Here is a 23,330-nt window from a genome sequence, read left to right on the forward strand (position 1 = left end):
CGTCGGAGGGATCGCCCGATCAGGCGGACTTCTCCCGGGGAGTGCGCTGCTGCTTGGCGTTCAGCTGGTCGCGAGGGACCAGGGTGGGGTTGACGTGCTCCAGGACCGACTCCCTGGTGATGACGACGCGGGCCACATCCTGCCGGGAGGGCACTTCGTACATCACCGAGAGGAGGACCTCCTCCATGATGGCGCGCAGCCCGCGGGCTCCGGTGCCGCGCAGGATCGCCTGGTCGGCGATGGCCTCCAGCGCGTCGTCGGTGAACTCCAGCTCGACGTTGTCGAGCTCGAACAGCCGGCGGTACTGCTTGACCAGGGCGTTCCTCGGCTCGGTGAGGATCTGGATGAGCGCCTCGCGGTCGAGGTTGTGCACGCTGGTGATGATCGGAAGACGGCCGACGAACTCGGGGATCATGCCGAACTTCAGCAGGTCCTCCGGCATGACGTCGGCGAAGATGTCGGACGCGTCGATCTCATCCTTGGAGTGGATGATCGCGTTGAACCCGATGCCCTTCTTGCCGATGCGCGACTCGATGATCTTTTCGAGGCCGGCGAAGGCGCCACCGCAGATGAACAGCACGTTGGTGGTGTCGATCTGGATGAACTCCTGGTGCGGGTGCTTGCGGCCGCCCTGCGGCGGGACCGAGGCGGTCGTGCCTTCGAGGATCTTCAGCAGCGCCTGCTGCACGCCCTCGCCCGAGACGTCACGGGTGATCGAGGGGTTCTCGCTCTTGCGGGCTATCTTGTCGACCTCGTCGATGTAGATGATGCCCGTCTCGGCCTTCTTGACGTCGTAGTCGGCGGCCTGGATCAGCTTGAGCAGGATGTTCTCGACATCCTCGCCGACGTAGCCCGCCTCCGTGAGCGCCGTGGCGTCCGCGATGGCGAACGGCACGTTCAGCATCTTCGCGAGAGTCTGCGCGAGCAGGGTCTTGCCCGAACCGGTCGGGCCGAGCAACAGAATGTTGGACTTTCCCAGCTCAAGGCCGTCGTCTCGGCCGCGTTCGCCGGACTGCACCCGCTTGTAGTGGTTGTAGACCGCCACCGAGAGGGCCCGCTTCGCCTTGTCCTGACCGATGACGTAGGCGTCGAGGAACTCGTAGATCTCTCTCGGCTTGGGAAGACTGTCCCACTTGAGCTCGGAGGACTCGGAGAGCTCCTCCTCGATGATCTCGTTGCAGAGATCGATGCACTCATCGCAGATGTAGACGCCTGGTCCGGCGATGAGCTTCTTGACTTGCTTCTGGCTCTTCCCGCAGAACGAGCACTTCAGCAGGTCTCCGCCGTCGCCGATGCGTGCCACCCCAGATACTCCTTTGCGTGGGACCGCCTGCTCCGCGATCCGAATCTTGCGGACTCGGTCCGAAAAGTCATCCCGCTCAGGTTTCGACGTTACCGTCTTCTGGGCCCTCAGTGCGCCCCCTAGCGGTGAGTCGCACCGGAACGTGCCCAATTGGGCACCGTTCCGGTGCGATCCGCGTCCTCAGGAAGCCACGGCTTGGGCGCGTTTCTTCCGTGAGGGGATGATGTCGTCGATCAGGCCATAGTCCTTGGCCTCATCGGCATTGAGGATCTTGTCGCGCTCGATGTCGCGACGGACCTCTTCCTGCGTCTTGCCCGAATGACGGGCGACGATCTCCTCCAGCAGCGAGCGCATCCGCAGGATCTCGCGCGCCTGGATCTCGATGTCGCTTCCCTGGCCCCCACCCTCGGTGGACGGCTGGTGGATCAGGACACGGGCGTTCGGCAGCGCGAAGCGCTTGCCCGGAGTGCCGCCGGCCAGCAGCACGGCCGCGGCGGACGCCGCCTGGCCGAGGCAGACCGTCTGGATCTCCGGACGGACGAACTGCATGGTGTCGTAGATCGCCGTCATCGCGGTGAACGAGCCACCCGGGGAGTTGATGTAGATGCTGATGTCACGGTCGGGATCGAGTGACTCCAGGGTCAGCAGCTGGGCCATCACGTCGTTCGCCGACGCGTCATCGATCTGCACCCCGAGGAAGATGATGCGATCCTCGAAAAGCTTGTTGTAAGGGTTCATCTCCTTGACGCCGTACGTGGTGCGTTCGACGAACGAAGGGATGATGTAACGGCCGTTGATGTCTCCCGGCCGGATCAGATCACTCACGAATTGCCCCTTCAGGAGACGGCGCCCTCAGAGGGCACCTGCCGCGCGCTGCGCACGACATTGTCGATGAAGCCGTAGTCCTTGGCCTCCTCTGCCGTGAACCAGCGGTCCCGATCGGAGTCCCTCTCGATCTGGTCGAGCGGCTGGCCCGTGTGGTGGGCGATGCGCTCCGCCAAGGTCTTCTTGACGTAGAGCATCTGCTCGGCCTGGATCGCGATGTCCGCGGCCGTGCCGCCGATGCCGCCGGAAGGCTGGTGCATCATGATGCGAGCGTGCGGCAGCGCGTAACGCTTGCCTGTGGCCCCGGCGCACAGCAGGAACTGCCCCATCGAGGCGGCGAGACCCATGGCGACCGTGCAGACATCGTTCGGCACATACTCCATCATGTCGTAAATCGCCATGCCTGCGGTCACCGAACCGCCAGGAGAGTTGATGTAGAGCCAGATGTCACGGTCGGAGTCGTCGGCGGCCAGGAGCAGCAGCTCTGCGCAGATGCGGTTGGCGACCTCGTCGTCCACCTGGGTGCCGAGCACCACGATGCGCTCACGCAGCAGACGGTTGTATAGCTGGTCCTCGAGCCGGAACGAGCCGTTCTCACGGCCACGCGACTCCGGCCCGAAGCTGGTGGGCTGGAAAGAGGTCGGCGGGCTGGTCACAGCGTCACCTTCCGATGCGTCGTAATCGATGGGCTTTGCTTGTGACCTTAACGCGCGGCACCGACCGGTCAGACCCCGTCTCCACACTGTTCGCTGACGGCGCAGGTGCCTAGGGGGCTCAGTGGGGGCCCGACGCGCGGCGGCGATCTTCGAGGTCGAGCTCGTGGACGAGATGACGCTGCGTCCCCGCGCTGATCTTGCCCTTCGAGTACAGCTCGTCCAGTTTCTCCCGCTGGGCATGGGCGAGTTGCTTGCGCAGCCAGCGGGTCTCGGACTGACCGGACGCCCCTTCTTCCACGTCTTCGTCGAGGATCGCCCGTACGCGATCGAGCCGCAGTTCGAGCAGCTGGCGGAAGACGTCGGCCATGTGGTCGTCCACCTGGCCGTCGGAGCTGAGCCGGTCGAGCCGCGCCAGGGCCGCATCCATCGTGGCCTCCCGGGCGGTGGCCTCCTCGATGACGGACTTCTTGGACTCCCCCAGGCCGAGGCGGCGCAGCAGCGGCGCCAGAGTGGTGGCCTGACCGAGAAGGGTGACGAGGACCACGACGGCGGCCAGGAAGATCATCAATGGCCGGTTCGGCACGGTCAGCGGGATCGACAGGGCGACGGCGAGGGTGATCGCGCCGCGCATCCCCGCCCAGCCCATGACGACGCGTTCGGCCCTGGCGACGCGGTCGAACGACAGGTGCCTGCCCGGCAGCCACTTGGCCAGCGGGAACACCACCACTGTCCACAGCAGCCTGAGCAGCACGATGACGGCGAGGACGATCAGGGCCGTCCCCGCCAGCGAGGCCGCCGAGTAGCTCGACACCCCGGTGATCACCTGGCGGATCTCCAGCCCGAGCAGGACGAACAGGCTGGATTCCAGCAGGAAGACCAGGACGTCCCAGAACGCGTTGCCGGTGAGCCTGGAGGCGGGCTGGAGCAGCCCGTGAGCGCGCATGCCGAGGTAGAAGCCGGTGGTGATGGTGGCAAGCACCCCGGAAAGCCCGAAATGCTCCGCAGGGAGGTAGGCGAGGAACGGCGTGATCAGGGAGACCACGATCTGCGCGCCGCCATCCTTGATCCAGAGGCGGAGCCGGGCCACGAGCCATCCGACGATCAGGCCGTACAGCACCGCGCCCACGACGACGCGGACCATCAGCCAGGCACCGCCGGCCAGCGTGACCGGCTCGGAGATCGCGGTGAGCGCCAGGCCGAACAGGGTGAGGGCCACGGCGTCGTTGACGAGGCTCTCACCCTCCAGGATCGTCACCAGGCGGCGCGGGGCGCCGAGGCGCTGCATGATCGAGGTCGCCGACACCGGGTCGGTCGGCGAGACCGCCGCGCCGAGCGCGAGGGCGACCGGCCAGCCCACCTGGGGCACGGCCAGGTGCACCGCCACCATGACGGCGAAGGCGGTCACGCACGTGAGGCCGAAGGCCATCACCGAGATGGGGACCGCGTCCTCCTTGGTCTCGCGAGGCGCGGTCAGGAACGCGGCGCGGTAGACCAGCAGCGGCAGGTAGATGTTGAGGATGACCTCGGGCGCCACCGCGGCCTTGGACATGCCGGGCAGCAGGCTCGCGGCCACTCCCAGCAGGACCAGCGGTATCGCCTGCGGTATGCCGAAATGCCGCGCCAACCCCCGCCCGACCAGCATGATCACGGCGATGGCCACGGCGACGATGAGGTAACCCTCGATCATCGGCTCCCCCGATTGCCTGCGCACACAGTCGGGAGCTGCCCCGCAATCGGCAAGAATCACCCCAAACTTCGCCTAAGCGTGCATGCCTCTAGAGGTGAGACGACGACGCCCCCGCCGCGAGATCGCGGCGGGGGCGTCGTACAGAGAATGCATCGCCTTCCAGCACGGCTCGATGTGAACCGGGCAACCGGAAGGCCCCGTCAACGCCTGAACGGTGATTCGGGCGCTGATGTCAGGCGAACCGGAGCGTCACTCGGCCGGCTGGGCGGCGCTCTCGGCGGCGGCGGCCTCGTCGGCCTCGTTGAGCTCGGTGTAGATGGCCTTGAGGTCGATCTCGTTGCCCGCATCGTCGGTCACCTTGGCCGCGTCGCCGATGACGGTCTTGGCCTTGTCACGGACGATCTCGACCATCGCCAGCGTGAGCTGGTCGTTGTCGGCGAGGTGCTGGGCGAGGGTGTTCGGGGCGACGCCCATCTGCATGGCGCGGCGCACCACGAAGTTGGTGAGCTCCTGCTCGTTGACGCCGAGGTCCTCCTGCTTGACGATCTTGTCGAGCAGGAAGCCGGTCTTGATCGCCTTGCGGGAGTTCTCGTCGAACTCGGCGAACCGCTCTTCCTCGGTGGTCTGGTAGAGCCGGAAGTACGCCTCGCGGCTGAGGCCGCTCTCGCCGATCTGGTGCTCGAGATTGTGCTTGCGGGCGTCGAGCTCGGCCTTCAGCGCGCTGTCGGGGAGCGGGATGTCGAGCTGGTCGAGCAGGGTGGCCAGGGCGTTCTCGCGGGCCTGCACGACCTGGTCGACGAGCTTGTTGCGGCGGGCCTGCTCGCGGATGCTGTCGCGCAGCTCCTCGAGGGTGTCGAACTCGCTGGCGAGGCCGGCGAACTCGTCGTCGAGCTCGGGGAGGACCTTCTCCTTGACGCTCTTGACGTTGATGGTGACGTCGGCTTCCTCGCCGGCGTTCTCACCGCCCACGAGCGTCGTAGTGAAGGTCTTCTCGTCGCCGGCGCCCATGCCGACCAGAGCGTCGTCGAGGCCTTCCAGCACCGAGCCGGCGCCGACCTCGTAGGAGACGTCCGAGGCCTGCTGCTCCTCGATGTTCTTTCCGTCGATCGTGGCGGAGAGGTCCATCACGACGTAGTCGCCGTTGCCGGCGGGGCGCTCGACCCCGGTCAGCGTCGCGAACCGCTGACGCAGCGCGTCGATCTGGGTGTCGATGTCCTCATCGGAGACCTCCGCCGAGGGAACGGTCACCTCAAGGCCTTCGTAGGCCGGGATGTCGAAGGCCGGGCGGACGTCCACCTCCGCGGTGAACTCCACCTCCTTGCCATCGTCGATCTTGGTGACCTCGATCTCGGGCTGGCTCACGGGGAAGACGTCGCTCTCGTCGACGGCCTGGCCGTACAGCTTCGGCAGGGCGTCGTTGAGGGTCTCTTCCAGAACCACCGCGCGGCCGAAGCGCTGCTCGATGATGCGGGCGGGAACTTTGCCGGGGCGGAAGCCGGGCACGCGCACCTGCTGCGCGACCTTCTTGTACGCCGCCTGCATGCTCGTCTCGAGCTCCTCGAACGGCACCTCGACGGTGAGCTTCACCCGGGTCGGGCTGAGCTCCTCGACAGCGGTCTTCACGGGGTGGTCTCCTTGATCAAGCTTCTGGTGATCGCGGGCGCGTCATGCCGTACGGCTACCGCGACATGCTCGCGCGCCGCGCCCACATGGGCGGCTCAGTGCACAGGCCAACGGGCACGAACTATCTGGGCGTGCTCAACTGTGGCGGGTGTCCAGCGCCGCATGCCAGTCTAGGGCAGGCGGGCACCTTCGGCGTCATCGACAGGCGTCAGAATCTATCAGAGATGATCTTCTGAAGAATGTCGACCGTCGCGTCCGGCGTGGTGCTCACGGCACACAGCCGCTCCATCACCTCGCTGTAACGGTCCACTTCCTCGCGTTTGTCCAGGTAGAGCGCGCTAGCAAGCTGCTCGACGTATACCACGTCGGGAAGCTCGCTGTCCTCGAAACGTAGGATGCTGAAAGCGCCGCCCTCGGCGCTGTGCCCGCCGAAACTGAACGGCATGACCTGAATCGTGATGTTCGGCTGGCGCATGAGCTCAAGCAGGTGCTCCAGCTGTCCGCGCATCACGTCGGCGCCGCCGATCGGCCTCCGCAGCGCGGCCTCGTCGATCACCGCCCAGAAGACCGGCCCGTCGGCGCGGTCGAGGACGCGCTGCCGCTCCACCCGCAGGTCGACGCGGCGCGCGATCTCCGCGGGGCCGACACCGGCCGCGCCCGCGGTGATGACGGCGCGGGCGTACTCCTTGGTCTGCAGCAGGCCGGGGATGAACTGCACCTCGTAGGTGCGAATGCGCGATGTGGCCTCTTCCAGGCCGACGTACGCCTGGAACCAGGAGGGCAGGAGATCGTTGAAACGGTGCCACCAGCCTGGTTCGTTCGCTCTGTCCAGGAGGTCCATGACGGCCGACCTGGCCTCTCCGTCCGCGACTCCGTAAAAGGTGAGCAGGTCCGCCACATCGCGTTCCTTGAATCCGACCCGGCCCAGCTCCATCCTGCTGATCTTGGACTCGGAACCTCGGATCAGATGACCTGCCTCCTCGCGCGAAATGCCCTTTTGCTCGCGGAGGCGACGCAGCTGGGAGCCCAGGAGGATGCGGAGGGCCGTGGGACCGGATCCAGGCTGGAACAGCGTCATTCGGCCTCCTTCTCTACTCAGGCCAGCCAACACAGTGTCACCACTTCCGGCCCCCGTGACAAGGTCTGGTCCGCGCGTCCCTATCACCTGTCGCGTCGTCACGACTCAGACGTCCCATCCGTACGAGTTCATGCGTCTGCACGGCGCAACTGCACGTGCATTTGGGTCTTGCACCGAGCCGCAATACTGACCCATGATGGTCTAGTGCATATTGGGTTAAAGGTGCACTAACTCGTAAAAGAGACGACAGGCTGCGGAGACTGACAATGACAGCGGGAGGTATCAGCAGGATGCTGGAGCCCGTATCCGCGGCCCGCTGCCTCGAAGCAACCCGTGAAGTGGGATTCCAAAGGCTGTTGCGGTCGAGCGGTCGCGAGGACGCCACCACCTGCCCGTTGCGTCCCCAGGCCGATTCGGTGAAAACGGCCCGCGACGTGACCCGGACCACCCTCAAGGGATGGGGACTTCCGGAACTCGGCGACGACGCGGCGCTCGTGGTGTCCGAACTGGTCACCAACGCCGTCCGCTACGCGAGCTACTCCACGCGGCGCTACGTCGAGCACCCGATCACGCTGATGCTCCTGCGCCTTTCGCCGCATGTGCTGCTCGCGGTGTCGGACCCCAGCGACGAGGTGCCCACGCCCAAGGAGCCGGACTTCATCTCGGAGCACGGGCGCGGCCTGTACATCGTCGAGACCTACAGCAATTGCTGGGGCTGGGACGCGTTGGACGATGGCGGCAAGGCCGTCTGGGCCCTCTTCCGCGCCGACCGCTGATTTCCGCGCCGACCGCTGAGCGTGCTCGCCCCGGCCCTGGCGGCCCGCGACCATTGCCCCTCGGTGCCGTGCTCTGAGCGCCGACGAACGGGCGCGATCGCCCGCTGAATCGATGGAACTCCGCCACCGGCTCCCCGCGTAGGCGGAGCCGGATAACCGGCGTGTCGGGGTGACCGGATTTGAACCGATGATCTCCTGCACCCAAAGCAGGCGCGCTACCAAGCTGCGCTACACCCCGGAACGTCGGGTCGCTCGCGCACTCGCAATCTCCGGTACGCTTACGTCCTGACGACCGGATGAAGTCTAGACCAGACGGCGACCGGCTCGCGCGGACGTAGCTCAATGGTAGAGCCCCAGTCTTCCAAACTGGCTACGCGGGTTCGATTCCCGTCGTCCGCTCTCACGACAAAGGCCCAGGTAGAGGACATGTTCCTCGACCCGGGCCTTAACTCTTTCACGGCTTACTTTTGGTGTCGTGCCCGTTGCGTGCCCGTCCCCTTTTCGGGCCTACGAGCGTGCCCGTTCCCCCGTCGCCGGCTTCCGCCGCTTCTCTGGCGTGCCCTCACGAGCGACCTTGAGCGCCTGGCCGAGTGCCTCCGCGATGACCTTGCCCCGGTCCTGCGTCGCGTGCTGGTAGATCAGCGCCGCTCGGGGGCTCGCGTGGCCCATCCTCACCATCAGCTCCTTGAGGCTTGCACCCGATGCCGCCCCGAGCGTGTTACCCACGTGACGAAGATCACGGAAGTGAGCTGATCTTCCAAAGCCCCGAGTTGCCTGCTGCGCTGACCACGGTGGCCTGGCTCCAACAGCGGGAAGCGGAAACCGGCGGCGTCCGTGTTGACGCGGCATCCCGAGGGCAGGGGGAGGCCATGGCTGCGGAAGTGGAAGAGTTCGACGTCATCGTCGTGGGTCTCGGGCCGGGCGGCGAGGACGTCGCCGGGCGCCTGGCGGAGGCGGGCCTGGCGGTCGCCGGGGTGGAGGCCAACCTGGTGGGTGGCGAGTGTCCCTACTGGGGATGCGTCCCGTCCAAAATGATGATCCGGGCGGCCGGCCTGCTCGCCGAGGGCAGGCGGATTCCCGGGATGGCGGGCGGGGCCGCCATCACACCCAACTGGGCTCCTGTGGCCCGTCGCATCCGTGAGGAGGCGACGGACAACTGGAACGACAAGGTCGCCGCCGCCAGGTTCACCGACAAGGGCGGCACACTGGTACGAGGCCGTGGCAGGATCACCGGGCCGAAAGAGGTCACGGTCGACCGCGCGCGCACGCTGCGCGCCCGCCGCGGCGTGGTCATCTCCATCGGCTCCCAGGCCGCCGTCCCGCCCATCGCGGGGCTCGCGGGCACGCCCTACTGGACCAACCACGACGCGATCGAGACCGAGCAGGTGCCGGAGTCGCTCGTCGTGCTCGGCGGGGGCGCCATCGGGGCCGAACTGGCCCAGGTGTTCGCCCGTTTCGGCGCCGAGGTCACCGTGATCGAGGCCGCCGAGCGGCTCCTCGGTCCCGAGGAACCGGAGGCGTGCGAGCTGGTCGCGAAGGTCTTCGCCGACGAGGGGATGACGGTCCGCGCCGGCACCGAGGTCACGCGGGTGGACCACCACGGGGCCGCCTTCACCGTGATGACCGAGGACGGCAGCCACCGTGCCGAGAGGCTGCTGATCGCCACCGGGCGCAGGTCCGACCTCGCCGCGCTCGGCGTCGGCGCGATCGGGCTCGACGAGTCCGCGCACGCGATCAAGGTCGACGAGCACATGCGCGCCGGGGAGGGAGTCTGGGCGGTCGGCGACGTGACGGGCAAGGGCGCGTTCACCCACATGTCGATGTACCAGGCGGAGATCGCGCTGGCCGACATCCTGGGCGAGCGCGGGCCGGCCGCGTCCTATCACGCCGTCCCGAGGGTGACCTTCACCGATCCGGAGGTGGCGGCGGTGGGGATGACCGAGCGCGAGGCGCGCGAGAAGGGCCTCGCCGCGCGGACCGCGTTCACCCGGCTCTCCTCGTCCGCCCGTGGCTGGATCCACCGGGCCGAGGGCTTCGTCAAACTGGTGGCGGACGGGCGCGTACTGGTCGGCGCGACGACCGCCGGGCCGTACGCGGGCGAGATGCTGAGCATGCTGACCCTGGCCGTCCACTCGCGGGTGCCGATCGAGCAGCTTAAGACCATGATCTATGCATATCCGACATTTCACCGGGCGATCGAGGACACCCTCCGGCAGCTCGACTGACCCTTCGTGTCCTCACCGGCGCGGTGACGTGGACCGCCCGTCGCTCCCCCTGACGGGATCTTTCGGGCGGGTTACCGTCGGTTGGACGACGCGGGAGGGGCATGATGACGATGGACATCCGGGAGGCCTACCGGAGGGCTCTCGACTGTTTCGGCGCGCAGGTGCACCGGGTTAGGGCACACCAGTGGCGGCTTCCCACCGCGTGCGGCGGCTGGGACGTGCGCACCCTGGTCGACCACCTCGTGGGCGAGACCCTGTGGGCGCCGGAGCTGCTGGCGGGCAGGACGGTCGCGGAGGTGGGCGACCTCTTCGAGGGCGACCTGCTCGGCGACGATCCGGTGAAGGCGTTCGACGTCGCGGCCACCGCCGTGGTGCGGGCCATGGAGCCGGAGGACGTGCCGGCGCGCACGGTCCACCTGTCGTTCGGCGACGTGCCCGCCGGGGAGTACATCACCGAGCTGTTCGCGGACACGCTGATCCACACCTGGGACATGGCCACGGCGATCGGCGGCGACCACCGCCTCGATCCCGAGCTGGTCGAGGTGTGCGCGCAGTGGTTCGCCGGCACCGAGGACGCCTATCGGCAGGCCGGGGTGATAGGAGAACGCCCGCCCTTACCCGAGGACGCCGACCCGCAGACACGCCTGCTCGCCGCGTGGGGACGCGGCGGCTGATACCGCGGGTGCTCCGGCGGTCAGCGGGACACCGGCCGCTTGCCGTGGTTGGCCTTCTTCTTCCTGCGGGCCTTGCCCTTGCGCGCGCGTCTGCCCATCTCGCGGTCCCCTTCCCGTGCGGCTCGTCCAACCACACTGCTCCTGGGGCCGGAGCCGTACAAGGCCCAAAGGTCAAAGATCGCGTCATACGCGCGTGGTTCCCGTTGCGAGCTCTCCGCCATCAAGTTTCAACATTGGATCGTTAGCAACGTGCGATAATTTGTTGGAATCTGTTGAAGAGGAGAGACGATGCTGGCCCAGCAACGGCAGCAGGCGATCCTCGAGCGCGTTCGCAGGAACGGCGCGGCACGGGTCGCCGACCTGGTCCGCGAGCTCGGGGTATCCGATATGACCATCCGCCGCGACCTGGAGGTCCTGGCCGAGCGCGGGCTGATCGAGAAGGTGCACGGCGGCGCCACCGCCACGGGCGCCGGGTCGACAGAGGAGCCGGGGTTCGCGGCCAAGTCCGTGCGCCAGCAGGCCGAGAAGGAGGCCATCGCGCGCCAGGCCGCCGAGCTCGTACGCCCGGGCACCGCCGTGGCGCTGTCGGCCGGCACGACCACCTGGACGCTCGCCCACCACCTGGCCGACATCCCCGAGCTGACCGTCATCACCAACTCGGTACAGGTCGCCGACGTCTTCCACCGGTCCGGGCGCGCCGACCAGACCGTGGTGCTCACCGGAGGAGTGCGCACTCCGTCGGACGCGCTGGTGGGCCCGGTCGCCGTGGCTGCCATCCGCCAGCTGAACGTCGACACGCTGATGCTGGGCGTGCACGGCATGAACCCCAGGGCGGGGTTCACGACTCCCAACCTGCTGGAGGCCGAGACCAACCGCGAGCTGGTCGCCGCCGCGCAGCAGCTGGTCGTGCTCGCCGACCACACCAAGTGGGGCACGGTGGGCATCAGCACGATCGCCAAGCTGGAGGAGGCCCACGTCGTGATCAGCGACACTGGCCTGCCCGAGGAGGCCAGGTCGGCGCTGTCCGACCAGGTCGGCACGCTGATCATCACCGATCCCGCCGGGGCCCCGCAGGTGGTGGCCCAGTGAAGCGCACGGCCACCCGTCTCGCCGACGGCCGCGAGCTGATCTACTTCGACCGCCGCGACGACGCCGACCGTGGCGCGCCCGACACCCGCGAGCTGCCCCCGCGCCCTCCGGCCTCCGAGCTGCGCCACGACCCGGTCATGGACGAGTGGGTCGCGGTCGCCGGTCACCGGCAGAGCCGTACGTTCCTGCCGCCCGCCGACGAGTGCCCCCTGTGTCCCTCGGCGCCGGGCCGGGCGACCGAGATCCCGGCCGCGGAGTACGACGTCGCCGTCTTCGAGAACCGGTTCCCGTCCTTCAGCTTCCACGAGGGCGACTACGAGCAGGTCGGCGGCCTGAGCGAGGTACGGCCCGGCCTCGGCCGCTGTGAGGTGGTGTGCTTCACCTCCGAGCACGGGTCGTCGTTCGCCGCGCTCTCCCCCGGCCAGGTCGACCTGGTCCTCACGGCCTGGGCCGACCGCACCGCGGAGCTCGCGGCGCTGCCCGGCGTGGAGCAGGTGTTCTGCTTCGAGAACCGCGGCGCCGAGATCGGCATCACGCTGGCGCACCCGCACGGCCAGATCTACGCCTATCCCTACGTGACGCCGCGGACCCGGCAGATGCTGGCCTCCGCCGGGCGATACCGGGAGCGGACGGGCGCCAACCTGTTCGCCGACGTGCTGGCGGCCGAGAGGAAGGCCGAGACGCGCCTGGTGGCGTCGAACGACCACTGGACGGCGTTCGTCCCCGCCGCGGCCCGGTGGCCGTTCGAGGTGCACGTCTACCTGAACCGCCAGGTGCCCGACCTGTGCTCGCTGGACGCCGAGGAGCGTGCCGCCTTCGGCCCCCTCTACACCGATGTGCTCCGGCGGCTGGACGGGCTGTTCGGCGTGCCGATGCCCTATGTCGCGGCCTGGCACCAGGCCCCGGTGCGCACCGGGCGCGACCTGGCCTACCTGCACCTCCAGCTGTTCAGCATCCGGCGGGCCGAGCGGAAGCTCAAGTATCTGGCCGGTTCGGAGTCCGCGATGGGCGCCTTCGTGAACGACGTCCTCCCCGAGGAGGCGGCCAGGCTGCTCCGGTCACAGGATGACCTGGGGTGATTTAGGCCCAAGAGTCGCCATAACCAGGCCTTTACCACTACCATCCATCGCACACCGGCCGTATCGGCCGGTGCGCCTAATCCCAGGTGCCCCGCCTGGGAACCGGGGACCCATTGGTTCTTGGGGTGAATCCACTTCGTGGTAGGGCGTCTCCGGCCCGAACCCGTCAGCTAACCCGGTCGGCAGATGGAGAGGAGTGGGCTCTGCCCCCGACTTCGGGCCGCTACGCCTATGCGGCCGCCAGCTTCCTTACCGTGGCCGGGCTCATGCTCGGCCAGGCGACGGCGGGAAACGCCGCCCCCAAACCCACAGAGAAACAGCTCAAGTCGCAGCTCGCCTCCCTCGGCAAGAAGGTCGACAAGCTGATCGGCGAGTACAACGCCAAGCGCGTCGCCGTCGCCAAGGCCAAGGCCGCCGAGAAGTCCGCCCGTGAGCGGCTGGCGAGCGCCGAGACCGACCTCAAGGCGGCGGAGAACCAGGTCGGCGACATCGCCCAGCTCCGCTACCAGGCCGGCGGCCTCGGCATGGTGGGCGAGCTCATGGCCCCCGGATACGGTGACGCCGCCATGCTCCAGCAGCTCCAGGCCGAGCAGTCGGCCAAGCTGTCGGGGTTCACCTCCGCCAGGAACGCCCGCAAGAAGGCCGCCGACGACGCCACCAAGCTGACCGCGCAGCTCCGCGACGACGTCGTCCAGGTGACGGCCCAGCGCAAGGACGCCGAGAAGCTGATCGGGCAGATCAAGGACAAGCTCGACCAGCTCATCCCGACCGCGCCGGGCAAGAAGGCGAACGGGTCATGGGCGCCGGAGCTTCCCACCGGCAGCGACAACATCACTCCGAGGACGCGGCTGATGCGGGCCGAGGTGAAGAGCCACTTCTCCCTGAGCTTCCCGGTCGGCTGCTACCGCGCCGAGAACGACGGCGGCGAACACCCGCTGGGCCGGGCATGCGACTTCATGCTCAGCTCCGGCGGCGCGATGCCCTCGGCCGCGCAGGCCGCGCTGGGAGACCAGGTCGCCGCGTGGGCCATCAAGAACGGCCGCAAGCTGGGCGTGAAGTACATCATCTACAAGCAGCGGATCTACAACCTGGGCTTCCCCGGGTGGCGGGCCATGTCCAACCGCGGCGGCGTCACCGCGAACCACTTCGACCACGTGCACGTCTCGATGTACTAGCCACCGACCGGCCGCCGGCCGAGCCGGGCGGCGGCCGCACCGGAGGCGCCGGTCAGCCTGACAGGCGGATCGGGTTGACGATGTCGGCGTAGATGAGCAGGGTGCCCATCACCAGGAGCACGGCCGCCATCGCGTACGTCAGGGGCAGGGCCTTGGCGATGTCCACATGGCCGGGGGCGGGACGCCGGCGCACCCGGGCGTACCCCCGCTTGAGCCCCTCCCAGAGCCCTCCGGCGATCTGGCCGCCGTCGAGGGGCAGCAGCGGGATCAGGTTGAACAGGCCCACCGCGAGGTTCACCCCGGCGAGGAGCTGGAGCAGCCCGACGATCTTGTTCTCCACCGGGACGGGGGCCGCCGCGATCTCGCCGCCGATGCGGCCCGCGCCGACGACGCTCATCGGGCTGGTGACATCACGCTCGCCGCCGCCGAAGGCCGCCTGCCACACCCCGACGATCTTCTGGGGGAACCTCGTGATGGCCTCGGCGCTGCGCTTGGTCAGGTCCCACATGACACCGGCGGCATAGCCGAAGCCCTGCTTCTCCATGACGACGGTGGCGCTCACGCCCAGGAAGCCCGCGCCCTTGTCGATCTTGGTCGGGTCGTCGATCGACGGGCGGTCCTGTGCGACGAGGTTCGCGTTGAGCGTCATGGGCTTGCCGCCACGCTCGATGCCGATGGCGATGGGCCCTGCACCGTGCACCCGGATGACCCTCGTCGCCTCCTCCCAGGTGGTCACCGGCTTGCCGGCGAGGGAGACGATCTTGTCGTCCGTCTTCAGGCCCGCGAGTGCCGCGGGGGTCGGCGGGTGGGCGGGAGTGCACTTCTGGCCCTTCGCCTGCTCGGCCTGGGGCATGACGCACTCGGAGACCACGGACACGATCGGCTTGCTGACCGGGACGCCGAAGCCCATGATCACGACGGCGAACAGACCGAAGGCCAGCAGGAAGTTCATGGCGGGGCCGCCGGCCATGATGATGACCTTCTGCCACCACAGCTTGCGATAGAAGACCCGGTCGCCGTCACCCGGCTTGATCTCCTCCAGCGACGCCTGGCGGGCCGTCTCGATGAGCCCCTGCCACGGCCCGGTGGACATGGTGCGCAGCTTGGTCGGGTCGGCGTTGGGCTTCGGAGGAAGCATGCCGACCATGCGGATGTAGCCGCCCAGCGGAATCCACTTCATGCCGTATTCGGTTTCACCGCGGCGCCGCGACCACATGGTGGGCCCGAAACCCACCATGTACTGCGTGACCTTGACCCCGAAGATCTTGGCGGGGATGAGGTGCCCCAGCTCGTGCAGGCCAATGGACAAGGCCATCCCGAGGAAGAAGATGAGAAACCCGGCCACGATGAGCCAGCTCATAGGTACTACCCCCACCTGCGGAGAAGATGCCTTCTGTTTACATTGCCCCGTCTGAGAGTAACCGAACTCGGCGGCGACTCCTGCCGCGCCGCGAAATCACCTATCAACGACCAACCGTAGGAGTGACTTGCGCGAGGTGGACCGAATCGGGAGACTGCATTGACGGTACGCAATCATGTAGACACCGTGGGATATGAATCGGCTAAGCGTTATTTGCCGGATCTGTTCCAAGGCCACCCAAGGGAGCACCTTGATACGCATCCTGGTCGCCGAACATCTGCCGCTCGTTCGCCGAGGGCTGGTGGCATCGCTGAACGGGGAGAAGGACCTCAGGGTGATCGCCGACGTCGCCTCCGGCGAGTACATCCTACCGGCAGCCCTGGAGCTCAATCCGGACGCGGCCGTGATCGACGTGGACCTTCCCGACGTCGACGGCCTCACCGCCGCCGCACGTCTGCACGAGAAGGCTCCGCGATGCAAGGTGCTCCTGCTGTCCGCGCAGCCCAGCCCCGGGCAGGTGCGAAAGGCGTTCGCCGCGCACGCCCTCGGCTTCCTCAGCATCGACGTGGCGCCTGAGCACCTCGCGGACGGCATCCGGCGGGTCGCCGCCGGGCGCAAGGCCGTGGACTCCGATCTCGCCATCGCGGCGCTGACCTCGGCGGACAACCCGCTGACCCCCCGCGAGCTGGACGTGCTCCGCATCGCGGCGCAGGGTGCCGCCTCCAAGGAGATCGCCGCGAAGCTCTATCTGTCCGTAGGAACGGTCCGAAACCACCTGTCGCGCATCATCTGCAAGACGGGAGCGCGCAACCGGGCCGACGCGGTGCGCATCGCGGCCGAGGCGGGCTGGCTGTAGCGGCGCGGAACGCTATGGGCGCCAGATGAGGATCAGCGCGCAGTCGTCGTTGTGCCCGGCCGACATGGAGTTGACCAGCGGCCGCGCGCCGTCGTAGAAGCCGGAGGGCACGAGGCGCTCGGCCTCGCCGAGGAGCCGGTCGAGCCCTGAGTCGATGTCGCGGCCGGGCTGCTCGATCAGGCCGTCGGTGTACAGCATGAGCGCGTCGCCCTTGTGGAGCACGCCGCTGTCGGGCTCGCAGTGCAGGTCGGGGACGACGCCCAGCACCACGCCCTTGGCGGCGGAGACCTGCCACGTGCCGGTGCCCGCGTCGAACTTGACCACGGGCGGGTGACCGGCCGAGGTGATGTCGTACGCCCCGGTGGACAGGTCGAGCCTCAGGTGGACGGCCGTGACGAAGCCCTCCCCCTCGGGCTGGCGGTGGAGATAGGCGTTGCAGGCGGGCAGGAAGGAGTCGACCGACCCGAGCAGCCCCCCGAAGGTGCCCGAGAGCATGAGCGCGCGGGTGCCGGCGTCCACTCCCTTGCCGGACACGTCGACCAGCGCGATCTCCAGGATGTCGCCGTGGCGCATGGAGACCAGGAAGTCGCCGCCGAACGACGAGCCGCCCGCCTGCTTGAGCACGACGCGCGAGCCCCAGTCTTTGGCGGGGAGCTGCGGCAGCTCTCCCTGCCTCTTGAGCCGGTCTCTGAGCTCCAGGAGCATGACGTCGCCGCGCAGGCCCTGCACGCCGAGCTTCCCGCGGGTGCGGGCCATCAGGAACGCGAGGACCGTGGTGAACCCGACCGTCACGAGCAGCCCCGCGCCCACGGACCTGACGCCGAGGACGGCGGCGATGTAGCCGAGGGCGACGCCCACGGCCCCGACCAGGACGACCAGGCTGCGCAGCCGGAGCTGCAGGCCGCCCACCAGGGTGACCAGGATGAACAGGCTCGGGGAGAACCACTCGGTCGACACCCTCGTGGCGAGGCCGCCGAGCACCAGGGTGAGCACACTGAGAGTGATGAGGAGATTCCGGTCACGCGCCAGCGGTCCCCTGCGGAGGAATCGCACGATCCGCACCAGGAACGGGATGCGTACCAGGATCGCGCGGAGCCGTGGGGGGATCAGCGGCGCCGGACGGGAAGTCATGATGCACCCGACTCTATCTGCCCGTCTGCACTTTAGGCAGCCGACTTGACCAAGACCTTGATCATTAAACGGGGATATTAGGTGGCCGATCCGGTTTGCCCGGCCATAACGTTAATCGGATGAACACGGAACCAAGCCCGGCCATCCGCCCGATCAAGGACTCAGAGTGGGGCGAGTGGCTTGAGCTCGACGAAGAGGCGTTCGCGGAGGACACCGCGGGGCCACGGGCCGAGCGATTCAGGGCCCTGATCGAGTGGGACAGATCCCTCGGCGCCTTCGACGGCGACCGGCTGGTCGGCAGCACCCTTGGGCTGACCTTCACCATGACCGTCCCGGGCGGCCCGAGGCCGGTGTGCGGCGTGACGGGCGTCGCGGTGCTGCCCTCCCATCGGCGCATGGGCGTCCTGTCCGCGCTGATGCGACGCCAGCTGGCCGATCTCCACGAGAACGGCGAGGCGGTCGCGGCGCTGTACGCCTCCGAGGCCGCGATCTACGGCCGGTTCGGCTACGGCAGGGCCGCCGACAACCTGTTCCTCAACATCCCCAAGCGTGGCTCCCAGTTCGTGCGGAACGCGCCGTCCGACCCCTCGCTGAGGCTGCGGACCGTACGGCCCGCGGCGGCCCGGGCCGACATCGAGAAGGTGTTCGCCGCCGTCCTCGCGACCCGCCCGGGCCTGTACGCCCGGACTCCGGCGCGGTGGAACGCGATGCTGGCCGACGACGAGAGCGCCCGCCGCGGGGCCAGCACGCTGCGCTGCCTGATCGTGGAGGACGACGCGGGCCCGAGGGGATACGCGCTCTTCCGGCTCAAGGCGGACTACACCGACCACGACGTGCCCGACGGCGAGGTCCAGCTGAAAGACCTGTTCGGCCTCGACCCGGCCGCCTACGCCCTGCTGTGGAGGCAGGTGCTCGACCGCGACCTGTGCTCCCACGTGTACGCGTCGAGCCGCCCCGCCGACGACCCGATCATGCACCTGCTCGCCGAGCCCCGCATGCTGAACGCGGGCTGGCTCGACGAGTTGTGGGTGCGGGTGGTGGACGCCGGCAGGGCCCTGCCCGACCGGGCCTACTCGGCGCCAGTGGACGTGGTCATCGACGTCGCGGACGCCGTATGCCCCTGGAACGCGGGACGCTGGCGGCTGTCCGCCGACGCGACCGGGGCGACCTGCGCCCGTACGAACGACCCCGCCGACATCGAGCTTCCCGTCAACGTGCTCGGCGCGGCCTACCTCGGCGGGCGGACGCTCGGAGCGTACGAGGGGGCCGGCGTCATCCGCGAGACCCGGGCGGGCGCGATACGGGCGCTGTCGGCCGCGATGTCGTGGGAGACCAAGCCCTGGGGCGGGCTCGTCTTCTGAGCGTCCTCAGCGGAACCGCGGCCCGCGTTCTAGGATCCGGGCATGGCACTGCAGAGCTTGCAGATCACCGCGATCACGGCGATGAGGGCGCGAGACGTCTCGCGCCCGACTCCCGACCATCAGGACACCGCCGACAGACGACCCCTGCGTGACGAGGCGCCCCGCAAGCCCGAGCCCCAGCGCAAGCCCGAGCCCCAGCGCAAGGCGGACCCCCGCCGCCGCAGAGACGGGTAGCGGGGACGGCCAGGAGCCCCGCCGGTCAGACCGGCAGGGGCGGGATCTCGCCGGTGGTCTCGTAGGCGAAGATCTGGGCGATGCGGCGCCTGTGCCGCTCGTCGCCCGAGAAGGGCGTGCCCAGGAAGACCTCGACGAAGCGCGTGGCCTCCTCCACCGAGTGCATGCGCGCGCCGAGGCTGATGACGTTGGCGTCGTTGTGCATGCGCGCGAGCGAGGCGGTCTCCTCGCTCCAGGCCAGGGCGGCCCGGATGCCGCGCACCTTGTTGGCCGCGATCTGCTCGCCGTTGCCGGAACCGCCGATCACCACGCCGAAGCTGCCCGGGTCGTGGGAGACGGCCTCGGCGGCGCGGAGGACGAAGGTGGGGTAGTCGTCCTCGGCGTCGTAAACGAAGGCACCGTCGTCGACGACCTCGTGGCCGTGATCCTTCAGCCAGGAGACCAGGTGGTTCTTGAGTTCGTAGCCGGCGTGGTCGGCGGCGATGTAGACGCGCACGGGGCCATTGTCGCAGCCGCGCGCACCGCCGGTCCAACGGGCCGCGCCGCATGTGCGCACTCGCCGGGGTCAGGGGCGCGGATTCCGTTACAGTAAGAGGCGGCTAGCCAGATGACCCCTTACAGGAGAGCTTCATGCGTGAGATCCGCGTGATCGGTGACCCGGTCCTGCGCACCCCCACCGAGCCGGTCACGGACTTCGACAGGGAGCTGCGCCGCCTGATCGACGAGATGATGGACGCGATGTACGCCGCCGACGGCGTCGGCCTCGCGGCTCCCCAGATCGGGGTGTCGAAGAAGCTGTTCGTGTACGACGCGAGCGGTCGCAAGGGCCACGTCGTCAATCCCCGGCTCGTCGTGGACGACGCCGAGGAGGTCCTGGACGAGGAAGGGTGCCTGTCGGTGCCCGGCCGCGACACCGGCAAGCCGCTGTACGCCAGGACGCCCAGGGCGGCGGGCGTGACCATCAGCGGGTTCGACCGGCTCGGGCGCCCGGTGAAGGTCAAGGCACGGGGGCTGCTGGCCCGTTGCTTCCAGCACGAGAACGACCATCTCGACGGCATCCTCTACGTCGACCGCCTGGCGAAGGACGCGGCGCGGAAGATCCTGCTGCAGGCCCCCTGAGACCGCGTCACAGCCGGAATGCGGCCGTCACCCGTAAATCTCCCTCGCCAACCCGCTTCAGGGCGTCCGGCGGCCGTTTCAGCGGCTTACAGGTCTATACCGATCCCTCGGCGGCCTGCTCCAGGCCGCCGGGAGGCCGCACCGGGGCCTCGGGACGGGGCGGGCGCCGGCGCAACCGCAGCAGGGGCCGCAACGCCAGCCCGAGACCCACGAGCAGCAGGGCGGCGACGACGACCCACTCGTTGGACCCGCCCGGGCCGTACACGTGGCCGAGCCTGCCGGTGTCGAAGGCGGGGGACGTCGCCCCCGGCGTGAAGGTGCTCCGCTCGCTTCCGTAGAACGCGATGCCCTCCCGCACGACCTTGCCGTCGCCGGACCGGAACACGCCGACCCAGTTGCACTGCTCGTGGCCGGGATGCTCGATGCAGTCGAGCCGCTGCGCGGTGAAGGTGCCCTGTACTCCGTCGGCGCGAAGGGCCGCGAGGGCGGGGCGGGCGTTCTGGACTGCCAGCAGGATGAGTAGCAGCCCGCCGAGCGCCAGTGCGATGTCGAACGCGCTGACCCGGCGAGCCGGTGTACCGGACGGCTTCATGGGGGGCACCCGCCCTTCTGATCACATCTGCAGGGACTTGACCTCGAGGAACTCCTCCAGCCCGAACTCTCCGAGCTCGCGCCCGTTGCCCGACTGCTTGTAGCCGCCGAACGGAGCCGAGGGGTTGAACCGGCCGCCGTTGATCGCCACCTGGCCGGTGCGCAGCCTGCGCGCCACCGCCACCGCGCTCTCCTCGCTCGCCGCCCACACCGCGCCCGCCAGGCCGTACGGGGTGCCGTTGGCGATCTCCACCGCCTCGTCGACCGAGGTGTAGGGGATGATCGACAGGACGGGGCCGAAGATCTCCTCCTGCTCGATCGCCATGCCGGGCGCGACCCCGGCGAAGACGGTGGGCTCGACGTAGTAGCCGCGTTCGAGCGGCCGGTCGGAGCCGCCGGCCACCAGGCGCGCGCCTTCCTCCTGGCCGGTGTTGATGTAGTGGACCACCCGGTCGCGCTGGGCGGCCGAGACCAGGGGGCCGAGGCGCGTGGCCTTGTCGAAGGGGTCGCCGACGGTGTACGAGGCGGCGGCGGCCACCGCCTGCCTGACGACGCCGTCGTACTGGTCGCGGTGCACGAGCATGCGGGTCCAGGCGGAGCACGTCTGCCCGGAGTTGACGAAGGCGTTCGCCACCCCGGCCTTCACGGCCGTGCCCAGGTCGGCGTCCGGGAGGATGATGTTGGCGGACTTGCCCCCGAGCTCCAGCGCGACGCGCTTCACCGTGCGGGCGGCGAGCTCCGACACCCGCCTGCCCGCCCGGGTCGACCCGGTGAAGGACACCATGTCGACGTCCGGATGGGCGGCGATCGCCTCCCCCACGACCGGCCCGTGGCCGCTCACCATGTTGAACACGCCGGCGGGCAGGCCCGCCTCGTGGAGGATCTCGGCCAGGGCGTAGGCGGCGAGCGGCGCGACCTCGCTCGGCTTGAGCACGACCGTGCAGCCGGCGGCGAGCGCGGGGGCGACCTTGCACACGACCTGGTGCAGCGGGTAGTTCCACGGGGTGATGGCGCCCACGACGCCGACCGGCTCCCGCAGGATCAGGGAGTTGCCCACGCGCCTCTCGGACTCGCCGCGCTCCTCGGCCAGCCGGGCGTACTCGGCGAGGACCCCGGCGGGCATCAGGGTCTGCACCTTCAGCGCCAGGGCGTACGGCGCGCCCATGTCGACGGCGATGATCCGCGCGATCTCCTCTGCGCGGGCCTTCAGCAGGTCGGCCGCCGCGCGGAGGATCTTGCCGCGCTCGGCGGGAGCCGTGACCGACCACTCGTGGAACGCGTCGCGAGCCGCGGAGACGGCCCTGCCGACGTCCTCCGCCGAGCCGGCGGGCACCCGGTCGACGACCTCTTCCGTCGCGGGATTGACCACGTCGATGCCCTCACCCGACGAGGACGGCACCCAGGCTCCTTGCACGTAAAGCTGGCGCATACCCCTCAATCCCTGCACGCGGAGTACCCGGCGGCGAGGAGTCACGCCGCCGGGCGGTGTCCGTCCACCGCCCGGCGGGTGCGCGTCCAGCGGATGTGGTCCCGCGCGGTCGCCAACACCCTTCGCCTTCCCCATTGACAGTACGGTCAAGCCAGGGGAACGGCTTGAGTTGACCATGGTTGTCCACAAGGTCGCAAGCCTCTGTCCACCGCCGGACCGCAGCTCAGCCGATCAGCCGAAGATGGGGTCGCGGGTGCGGGAGCGCTTCAGCTCGAAGAAGCCGTCGGTGCTCGCGACCAGGAGCACGCCGTCCCAGAGCTTGCCGGCGTCCTCGCCCTTGGGGGCGGGGGAGATCACCGGGCCGAAGAAGGCCACGCCGTCGACGGCGATGACCGGCGTGCCGACCTCCTGGCCGACCAGCTCGATGCCCTTGTTGTGCGACCGCCGCACGGCCTCGTCGAACTCGGTGGAGTCGACGGCGTCGACCAGCTGCGGGTCGAGCCCCGCCGCGGAAAGGCCCTCCGCGAGCACCTCGCGTATGGCCAGCGCCGTGTCGAACTCCTGCTCGGGGTCGCTCGGCTTGAGGCGTCCCTGGTTGTGGATGCGGACGCCCAGCTCAGTGTAGAGGGTGCCGAGGATGTCGGTGCCGTACTTGTCGGCGGCGGCCTGGAGCACGCGGACCGGCCCCATGGCGTTCTTGAGCATCTCGCGGTAGGCGTCGGGGATGTCCTTGTCCTCGTTGAGCACGGCGAGGCTCATGATGTGCCAGCGCGGTTCGACGGGCCGTACGGCCTGAACTTCCAGCAGCCAGCGGGATGTCATCCACGCCCATGGGCAGAACGGGTCGAACCAGAAGTCCACCGGGGTTCGTTCAGTCATGGCCAGCTTCCCTGATCGTGGTTTCGAAGTGGTCCCAATGCCACGGCAGCCACAACCGGCTTCGCGGCGACTTATATTCCTTGGTATTCCGATAGGAATCGGTCAAGATGCCGTCGCCACCTATGGTCCCCCTCATCCGCCGCGCGGGCCCTCGATCCCGATGTTCCGGTGCGCCATCAG

The 23,330-nt window shown here is 68.8% G+C and carries 24 protein-coding genes, 2 tRNA genes and 1 riboswitch; of the genes, 11 read left to right on the top strand and 15 right to left on the bottom strand.

Features of this window, described 5'->3' with window-relative positions:
- Positions 1 to 19: 19 nt before the first annotated feature.
- The 6 genes from clpX to ACOZ38_RS35730 all read right to left on the bottom strand — a co-directional run bounded on the left by clpX (position 20) and on the right by ACOZ38_RS35730 (position 7,172).
- Positions 20 to 1,303, bottom strand: coding sequence for an ATP-dependent Clp protease ATP-binding subunit ClpX (gene clpX, locus ACOZ38_RS35705; protein WP_392838701.1), 1,284 nt, complete (start codon positions 1,301 to 1,303; stop codon positions 20 to 22).
- 180 nt (positions 1,304 to 1,483) lie between these two features.
- Positions 1,484 to 2,128, bottom strand: a complete 645-nt coding sequence (locus ACOZ38_RS35710; protein ID WP_405140544.1) for an ATP-dependent Clp protease proteolytic subunit — start codon at positions 2,126 to 2,128, stop codon at positions 1,484 to 1,486.
- Between the two features lie 11 nt (positions 2,129 to 2,139).
- Complete coding sequence (locus tag ACOZ38_RS35715) at positions 2,140 to 2,784, bottom strand: ClpP family protease (protein WP_405140545.1); 645 nt, start codon at positions 2,782 to 2,784, stop codon at positions 2,140 to 2,142.
- A gap of 118 nt (positions 2,785 to 2,902) precedes the next feature.
- Positions 2,903 to 4,471 (bottom strand): Na+/H+ antiporter, encoded by a 1,569-nt coding sequence (locus ACOZ38_RS35720; protein WP_424535420.1) that lies wholly within the window; start codon positions 4,469 to 4,471, stop codon positions 2,903 to 2,905.
- Positions 4,472 to 4,720: 249 nt separating this feature from the next.
- Positions 4,721 to 6,094 carry a trigger factor gene (gene tig, locus ACOZ38_RS35725; protein WP_424535421.1) on the bottom strand — a complete coding sequence of 458 codons (1,374 nt, stop codon included), beginning with the start codon at positions 6,092 to 6,094 and terminating at the stop codon, positions 4,721 to 4,723.
- Positions 6,095 to 6,302: 208 nt separating this feature from the next.
- Positions 6,303 to 7,172 carry a helix-turn-helix domain-containing protein gene (locus tag ACOZ38_RS35730; protein WP_405140548.1) on the bottom strand — a complete coding sequence of 290 codons (870 nt, stop codon included), beginning with the start codon at positions 7,170 to 7,172 and terminating at the stop codon, positions 6,303 to 6,305.
- Between the two features lie 395 nt (positions 7,173 to 7,567).
- Here ACOZ38_RS35730 and ACOZ38_RS35735 point away from each other — a divergent pair, with 395 nt between their 5' ends.
- Positions 7,568 to 7,948 carry an ATP-binding protein gene (locus ACOZ38_RS35735; RefSeq protein ID WP_424537149.1) on the top strand — a complete coding sequence of 127 codons (381 nt, stop codon included), beginning with the start codon at positions 7,568 to 7,570 and terminating at the stop codon, positions 7,946 to 7,948.
- A gap of 164 nt (positions 7,949 to 8,112) precedes the next feature.
- Here ACOZ38_RS35735 and ACOZ38_RS35740 read toward each other — a convergent pair.
- A tRNA-Pro gene (locus tag ACOZ38_RS35740) sits at positions 8,113 to 8,186 on the bottom strand.
- Positions 8,187 to 8,276: 90 nt separating this feature from the next.
- On the opposite strand from ACOZ38_RS35740, the gene ACOZ38_RS35745 reads away from it, so the two are divergent.
- Positions 8,277 to 8,347: transfer RNA gene (locus ACOZ38_RS35745), tRNA-Gly, on the top strand.
- Between the two features lie 108 nt (positions 8,348 to 8,455).
- Here ACOZ38_RS35745 and ACOZ38_RS35750 read toward each other — a convergent pair.
- Positions 8,456 to 8,617 carry a hypothetical protein gene (locus tag ACOZ38_RS35750; protein ID WP_424535422.1) on the bottom strand — a complete coding sequence of 54 codons (162 nt, stop codon included), beginning with the start codon at positions 8,615 to 8,617 and terminating at the stop codon, positions 8,456 to 8,458.
- A 200-nt stretch (positions 8,618 to 8,817) separates the two neighbouring features.
- Here ACOZ38_RS35750 and ACOZ38_RS35755 point away from each other — a divergent pair, with 200 nt between their 5' ends.
- Together ACOZ38_RS35755 and ACOZ38_RS35760 are read left to right on the top strand one after the other, a co-directional pair.
- Positions 8,818 to 10,173 carry a dihydrolipoyl dehydrogenase family protein gene (locus tag ACOZ38_RS35755; protein WP_424535423.1) on the top strand — a complete coding sequence of 452 codons (1,356 nt, stop codon included), beginning with the start codon at positions 8,818 to 8,820 and terminating at the stop codon, positions 10,171 to 10,173.
- A 101-nt stretch (positions 10,174 to 10,274) separates the two neighbouring features.
- The gene (locus tag ACOZ38_RS35760; RefSeq protein ID WP_424535424.1) at positions 10,275 to 10,847 is read left to right on the top strand and encodes a TIGR03086 family metal-binding protein; all 573 of its coding nucleotides are present in this window, start codon (positions 10,275 to 10,277) and stop codon (positions 10,845 to 10,847) included.
- Between the two features lie 20 nt (positions 10,848 to 10,867).
- Here ACOZ38_RS35760 and ACOZ38_RS35765 read toward each other — a convergent pair whose 3' ends face one another.
- Positions 10,868 to 10,981 carry a 50S ribosomal protein bL37 gene (locus ACOZ38_RS35765; RefSeq protein ID WP_424535425.1) on the bottom strand — a complete coding sequence of 38 codons (114 nt, stop codon included), beginning with the start codon at positions 10,979 to 10,981 and terminating at the stop codon, positions 10,868 to 10,870.
- Positions 10,982 to 11,135: 154 nt separating this feature from the next.
- On the opposite strand from ACOZ38_RS35765, the gene ACOZ38_RS35770 reads away from it, so the two are divergent.
- The 3 genes from ACOZ38_RS35770 to ACOZ38_RS35780 all read left to right on the top strand — a co-directional run bounded on the left by ACOZ38_RS35770 (position 11,136) and on the right by ACOZ38_RS35780 (position 14,190).
- A complete protein-coding gene (locus ACOZ38_RS35770) occupies positions 11,136 to 11,936 on the top strand; it encodes a DeoR/GlpR family DNA-binding transcription regulator (protein WP_405140555.1) in 801 nt (266 codons plus the stop codon).
- Complete coding sequence (gene galT, locus ACOZ38_RS35775; protein WP_424535426.1) at positions 11,933 to 13,015, top strand: galactose-1-phosphate uridylyltransferase; 1,083 nt, start codon at positions 11,933 to 11,935, stop codon at positions 13,013 to 13,015. The genes ACOZ38_RS35770 and galT overlap by 4 nt, the downstream gene beginning before the upstream one ends.
- A 63-nt stretch (positions 13,016 to 13,078) precedes the next feature.
- Positions 13,079 to 13,214, top strand: a riboswitch (cyclic di-AMP (ydaO/yuaA leader).
- A gap of 55 nt (positions 13,215 to 13,269) precedes the next feature.
- Positions 13,270 to 14,190, top strand: coding sequence for a coiled-coil domain-containing protein (locus ACOZ38_RS35780; protein ID WP_424535427.1), 921 nt, complete (start codon positions 13,270 to 13,272; stop codon positions 14,188 to 14,190).
- A 52-nt stretch (positions 14,191 to 14,242) separates the two neighbouring features.
- Here the strand turns inward: ACOZ38_RS35780 and ACOZ38_RS35785 are convergent, their stop codons facing one another.
- A complete protein-coding gene (locus ACOZ38_RS35785) occupies positions 14,243 to 15,550 on the bottom strand; it encodes a M50 family metallopeptidase (RefSeq protein ID WP_424535428.1) in 1,308 nt (435 codons plus the stop codon).
- A gap of 250 nt (positions 15,551 to 15,800) precedes the next feature.
- Here ACOZ38_RS35785 and ACOZ38_RS35790 point away from each other — a divergent pair, with 250 nt between their 5' ends.
- Entirely contained in the window at positions 15,801 to 16,406 is a 606-nt protein-coding gene (locus tag ACOZ38_RS35790) for a LuxR C-terminal-related transcriptional regulator (protein WP_424535429.1), read from the top strand.
- 12 nt (positions 16,407 to 16,418) lie between these two features.
- Here ACOZ38_RS35790 and ACOZ38_RS35795 read toward each other — a convergent pair whose 3' ends face one another.
- Positions 16,419 to 17,537, bottom strand: coding sequence for a PP2C family protein-serine/threonine phosphatase (locus tag ACOZ38_RS35795; protein ID WP_424535430.1), 1,119 nt, complete (start codon positions 17,535 to 17,537; stop codon positions 16,419 to 16,421).
- A gap of 119 nt (positions 17,538 to 17,656) precedes the next feature.
- On the opposite strand from ACOZ38_RS35795, the gene ACOZ38_RS35800 reads away from it, so the two are divergent.
- The gene (locus ACOZ38_RS35800) at positions 17,657 to 18,898 is read left to right on the top strand and encodes a GNAT family N-acetyltransferase (protein WP_424535431.1); all 1,242 of its coding nucleotides are present in this window, start codon (positions 17,657 to 17,659) and stop codon (positions 18,896 to 18,898) included.
- Positions 18,899 to 18,940: 42 nt separating this feature from the next.
- Positions 18,941 to 19,132: a hypothetical protein gene (locus tag ACOZ38_RS35805; RefSeq protein ID WP_424535432.1), complete on the top strand. Its 192-nt coding sequence runs from the start codon at positions 18,941 to 18,943 to the stop codon at positions 19,130 to 19,132.
- 25 nt (positions 19,133 to 19,157) lie between these two features.
- Here the strand turns inward: ACOZ38_RS35805 and ACOZ38_RS35810 are convergent, their stop codons facing one another.
- On the bottom strand, positions 19,158 to 19,628 hold the full coding sequence (locus ACOZ38_RS35810) for a ribose-5-phosphate isomerase (protein ID WP_424535433.1): 471 nt from the start codon (positions 19,626 to 19,628) through the stop codon (positions 19,158 to 19,160).
- A 134-nt stretch (positions 19,629 to 19,762) separates the two neighbouring features.
- Here ACOZ38_RS35810 and def point away from each other — a divergent pair, with 134 nt between their 5' ends.
- Positions 19,763 to 20,251, top strand: a complete 489-nt coding sequence (gene def / locus ACOZ38_RS35815; protein WP_405140564.1) for a peptide deformylase — start codon at positions 19,763 to 19,765, stop codon at positions 20,249 to 20,251.
- 94 nt (positions 20,252 to 20,345) lie between these two features.
- Here the strand turns inward: def and ACOZ38_RS35820 are convergent, their stop codons facing one another.
- From ACOZ38_RS35820 to ACOZ38_RS35830, 3 genes are all read right to left on the bottom strand, one after another.
- The gene (locus ACOZ38_RS35820) at positions 20,346 to 20,843 is read right to left on the bottom strand and encodes a hypothetical protein (protein ID WP_424535434.1); all 498 of its coding nucleotides are present in this window, start codon (positions 20,841 to 20,843) and stop codon (positions 20,346 to 20,348) included.
- 21 nt (positions 20,844 to 20,864) lie between these two features.
- A complete protein-coding gene (locus tag ACOZ38_RS35825) occupies positions 20,865 to 22,271 on the bottom strand; it encodes an aldehyde dehydrogenase family protein (RefSeq protein ID WP_424535435.1) in 1,407 nt (468 codons plus the stop codon).
- A gap of 231 nt (positions 22,272 to 22,502) precedes the next feature.
- Positions 22,503 to 23,150 carry a disulfide bond formation protein DsbA gene (locus ACOZ38_RS35830; RefSeq protein ID WP_424535436.1) on the bottom strand — a complete coding sequence of 216 codons (648 nt, stop codon included), beginning with the start codon at positions 23,148 to 23,150 and terminating at the stop codon, positions 22,503 to 22,505.
- Positions 23,151 to 23,330: the final 180 nt, after the last annotated feature.

The organism is Sphaerisporangium viridialbum, from assembly GCF_049674955.1.
Classification (GTDB): Bacteria; Actinomycetota; Actinomycetes; order Streptosporangiales; family Streptosporangiaceae; genus Sphaerisporangium; species Sphaerisporangium viridialbum.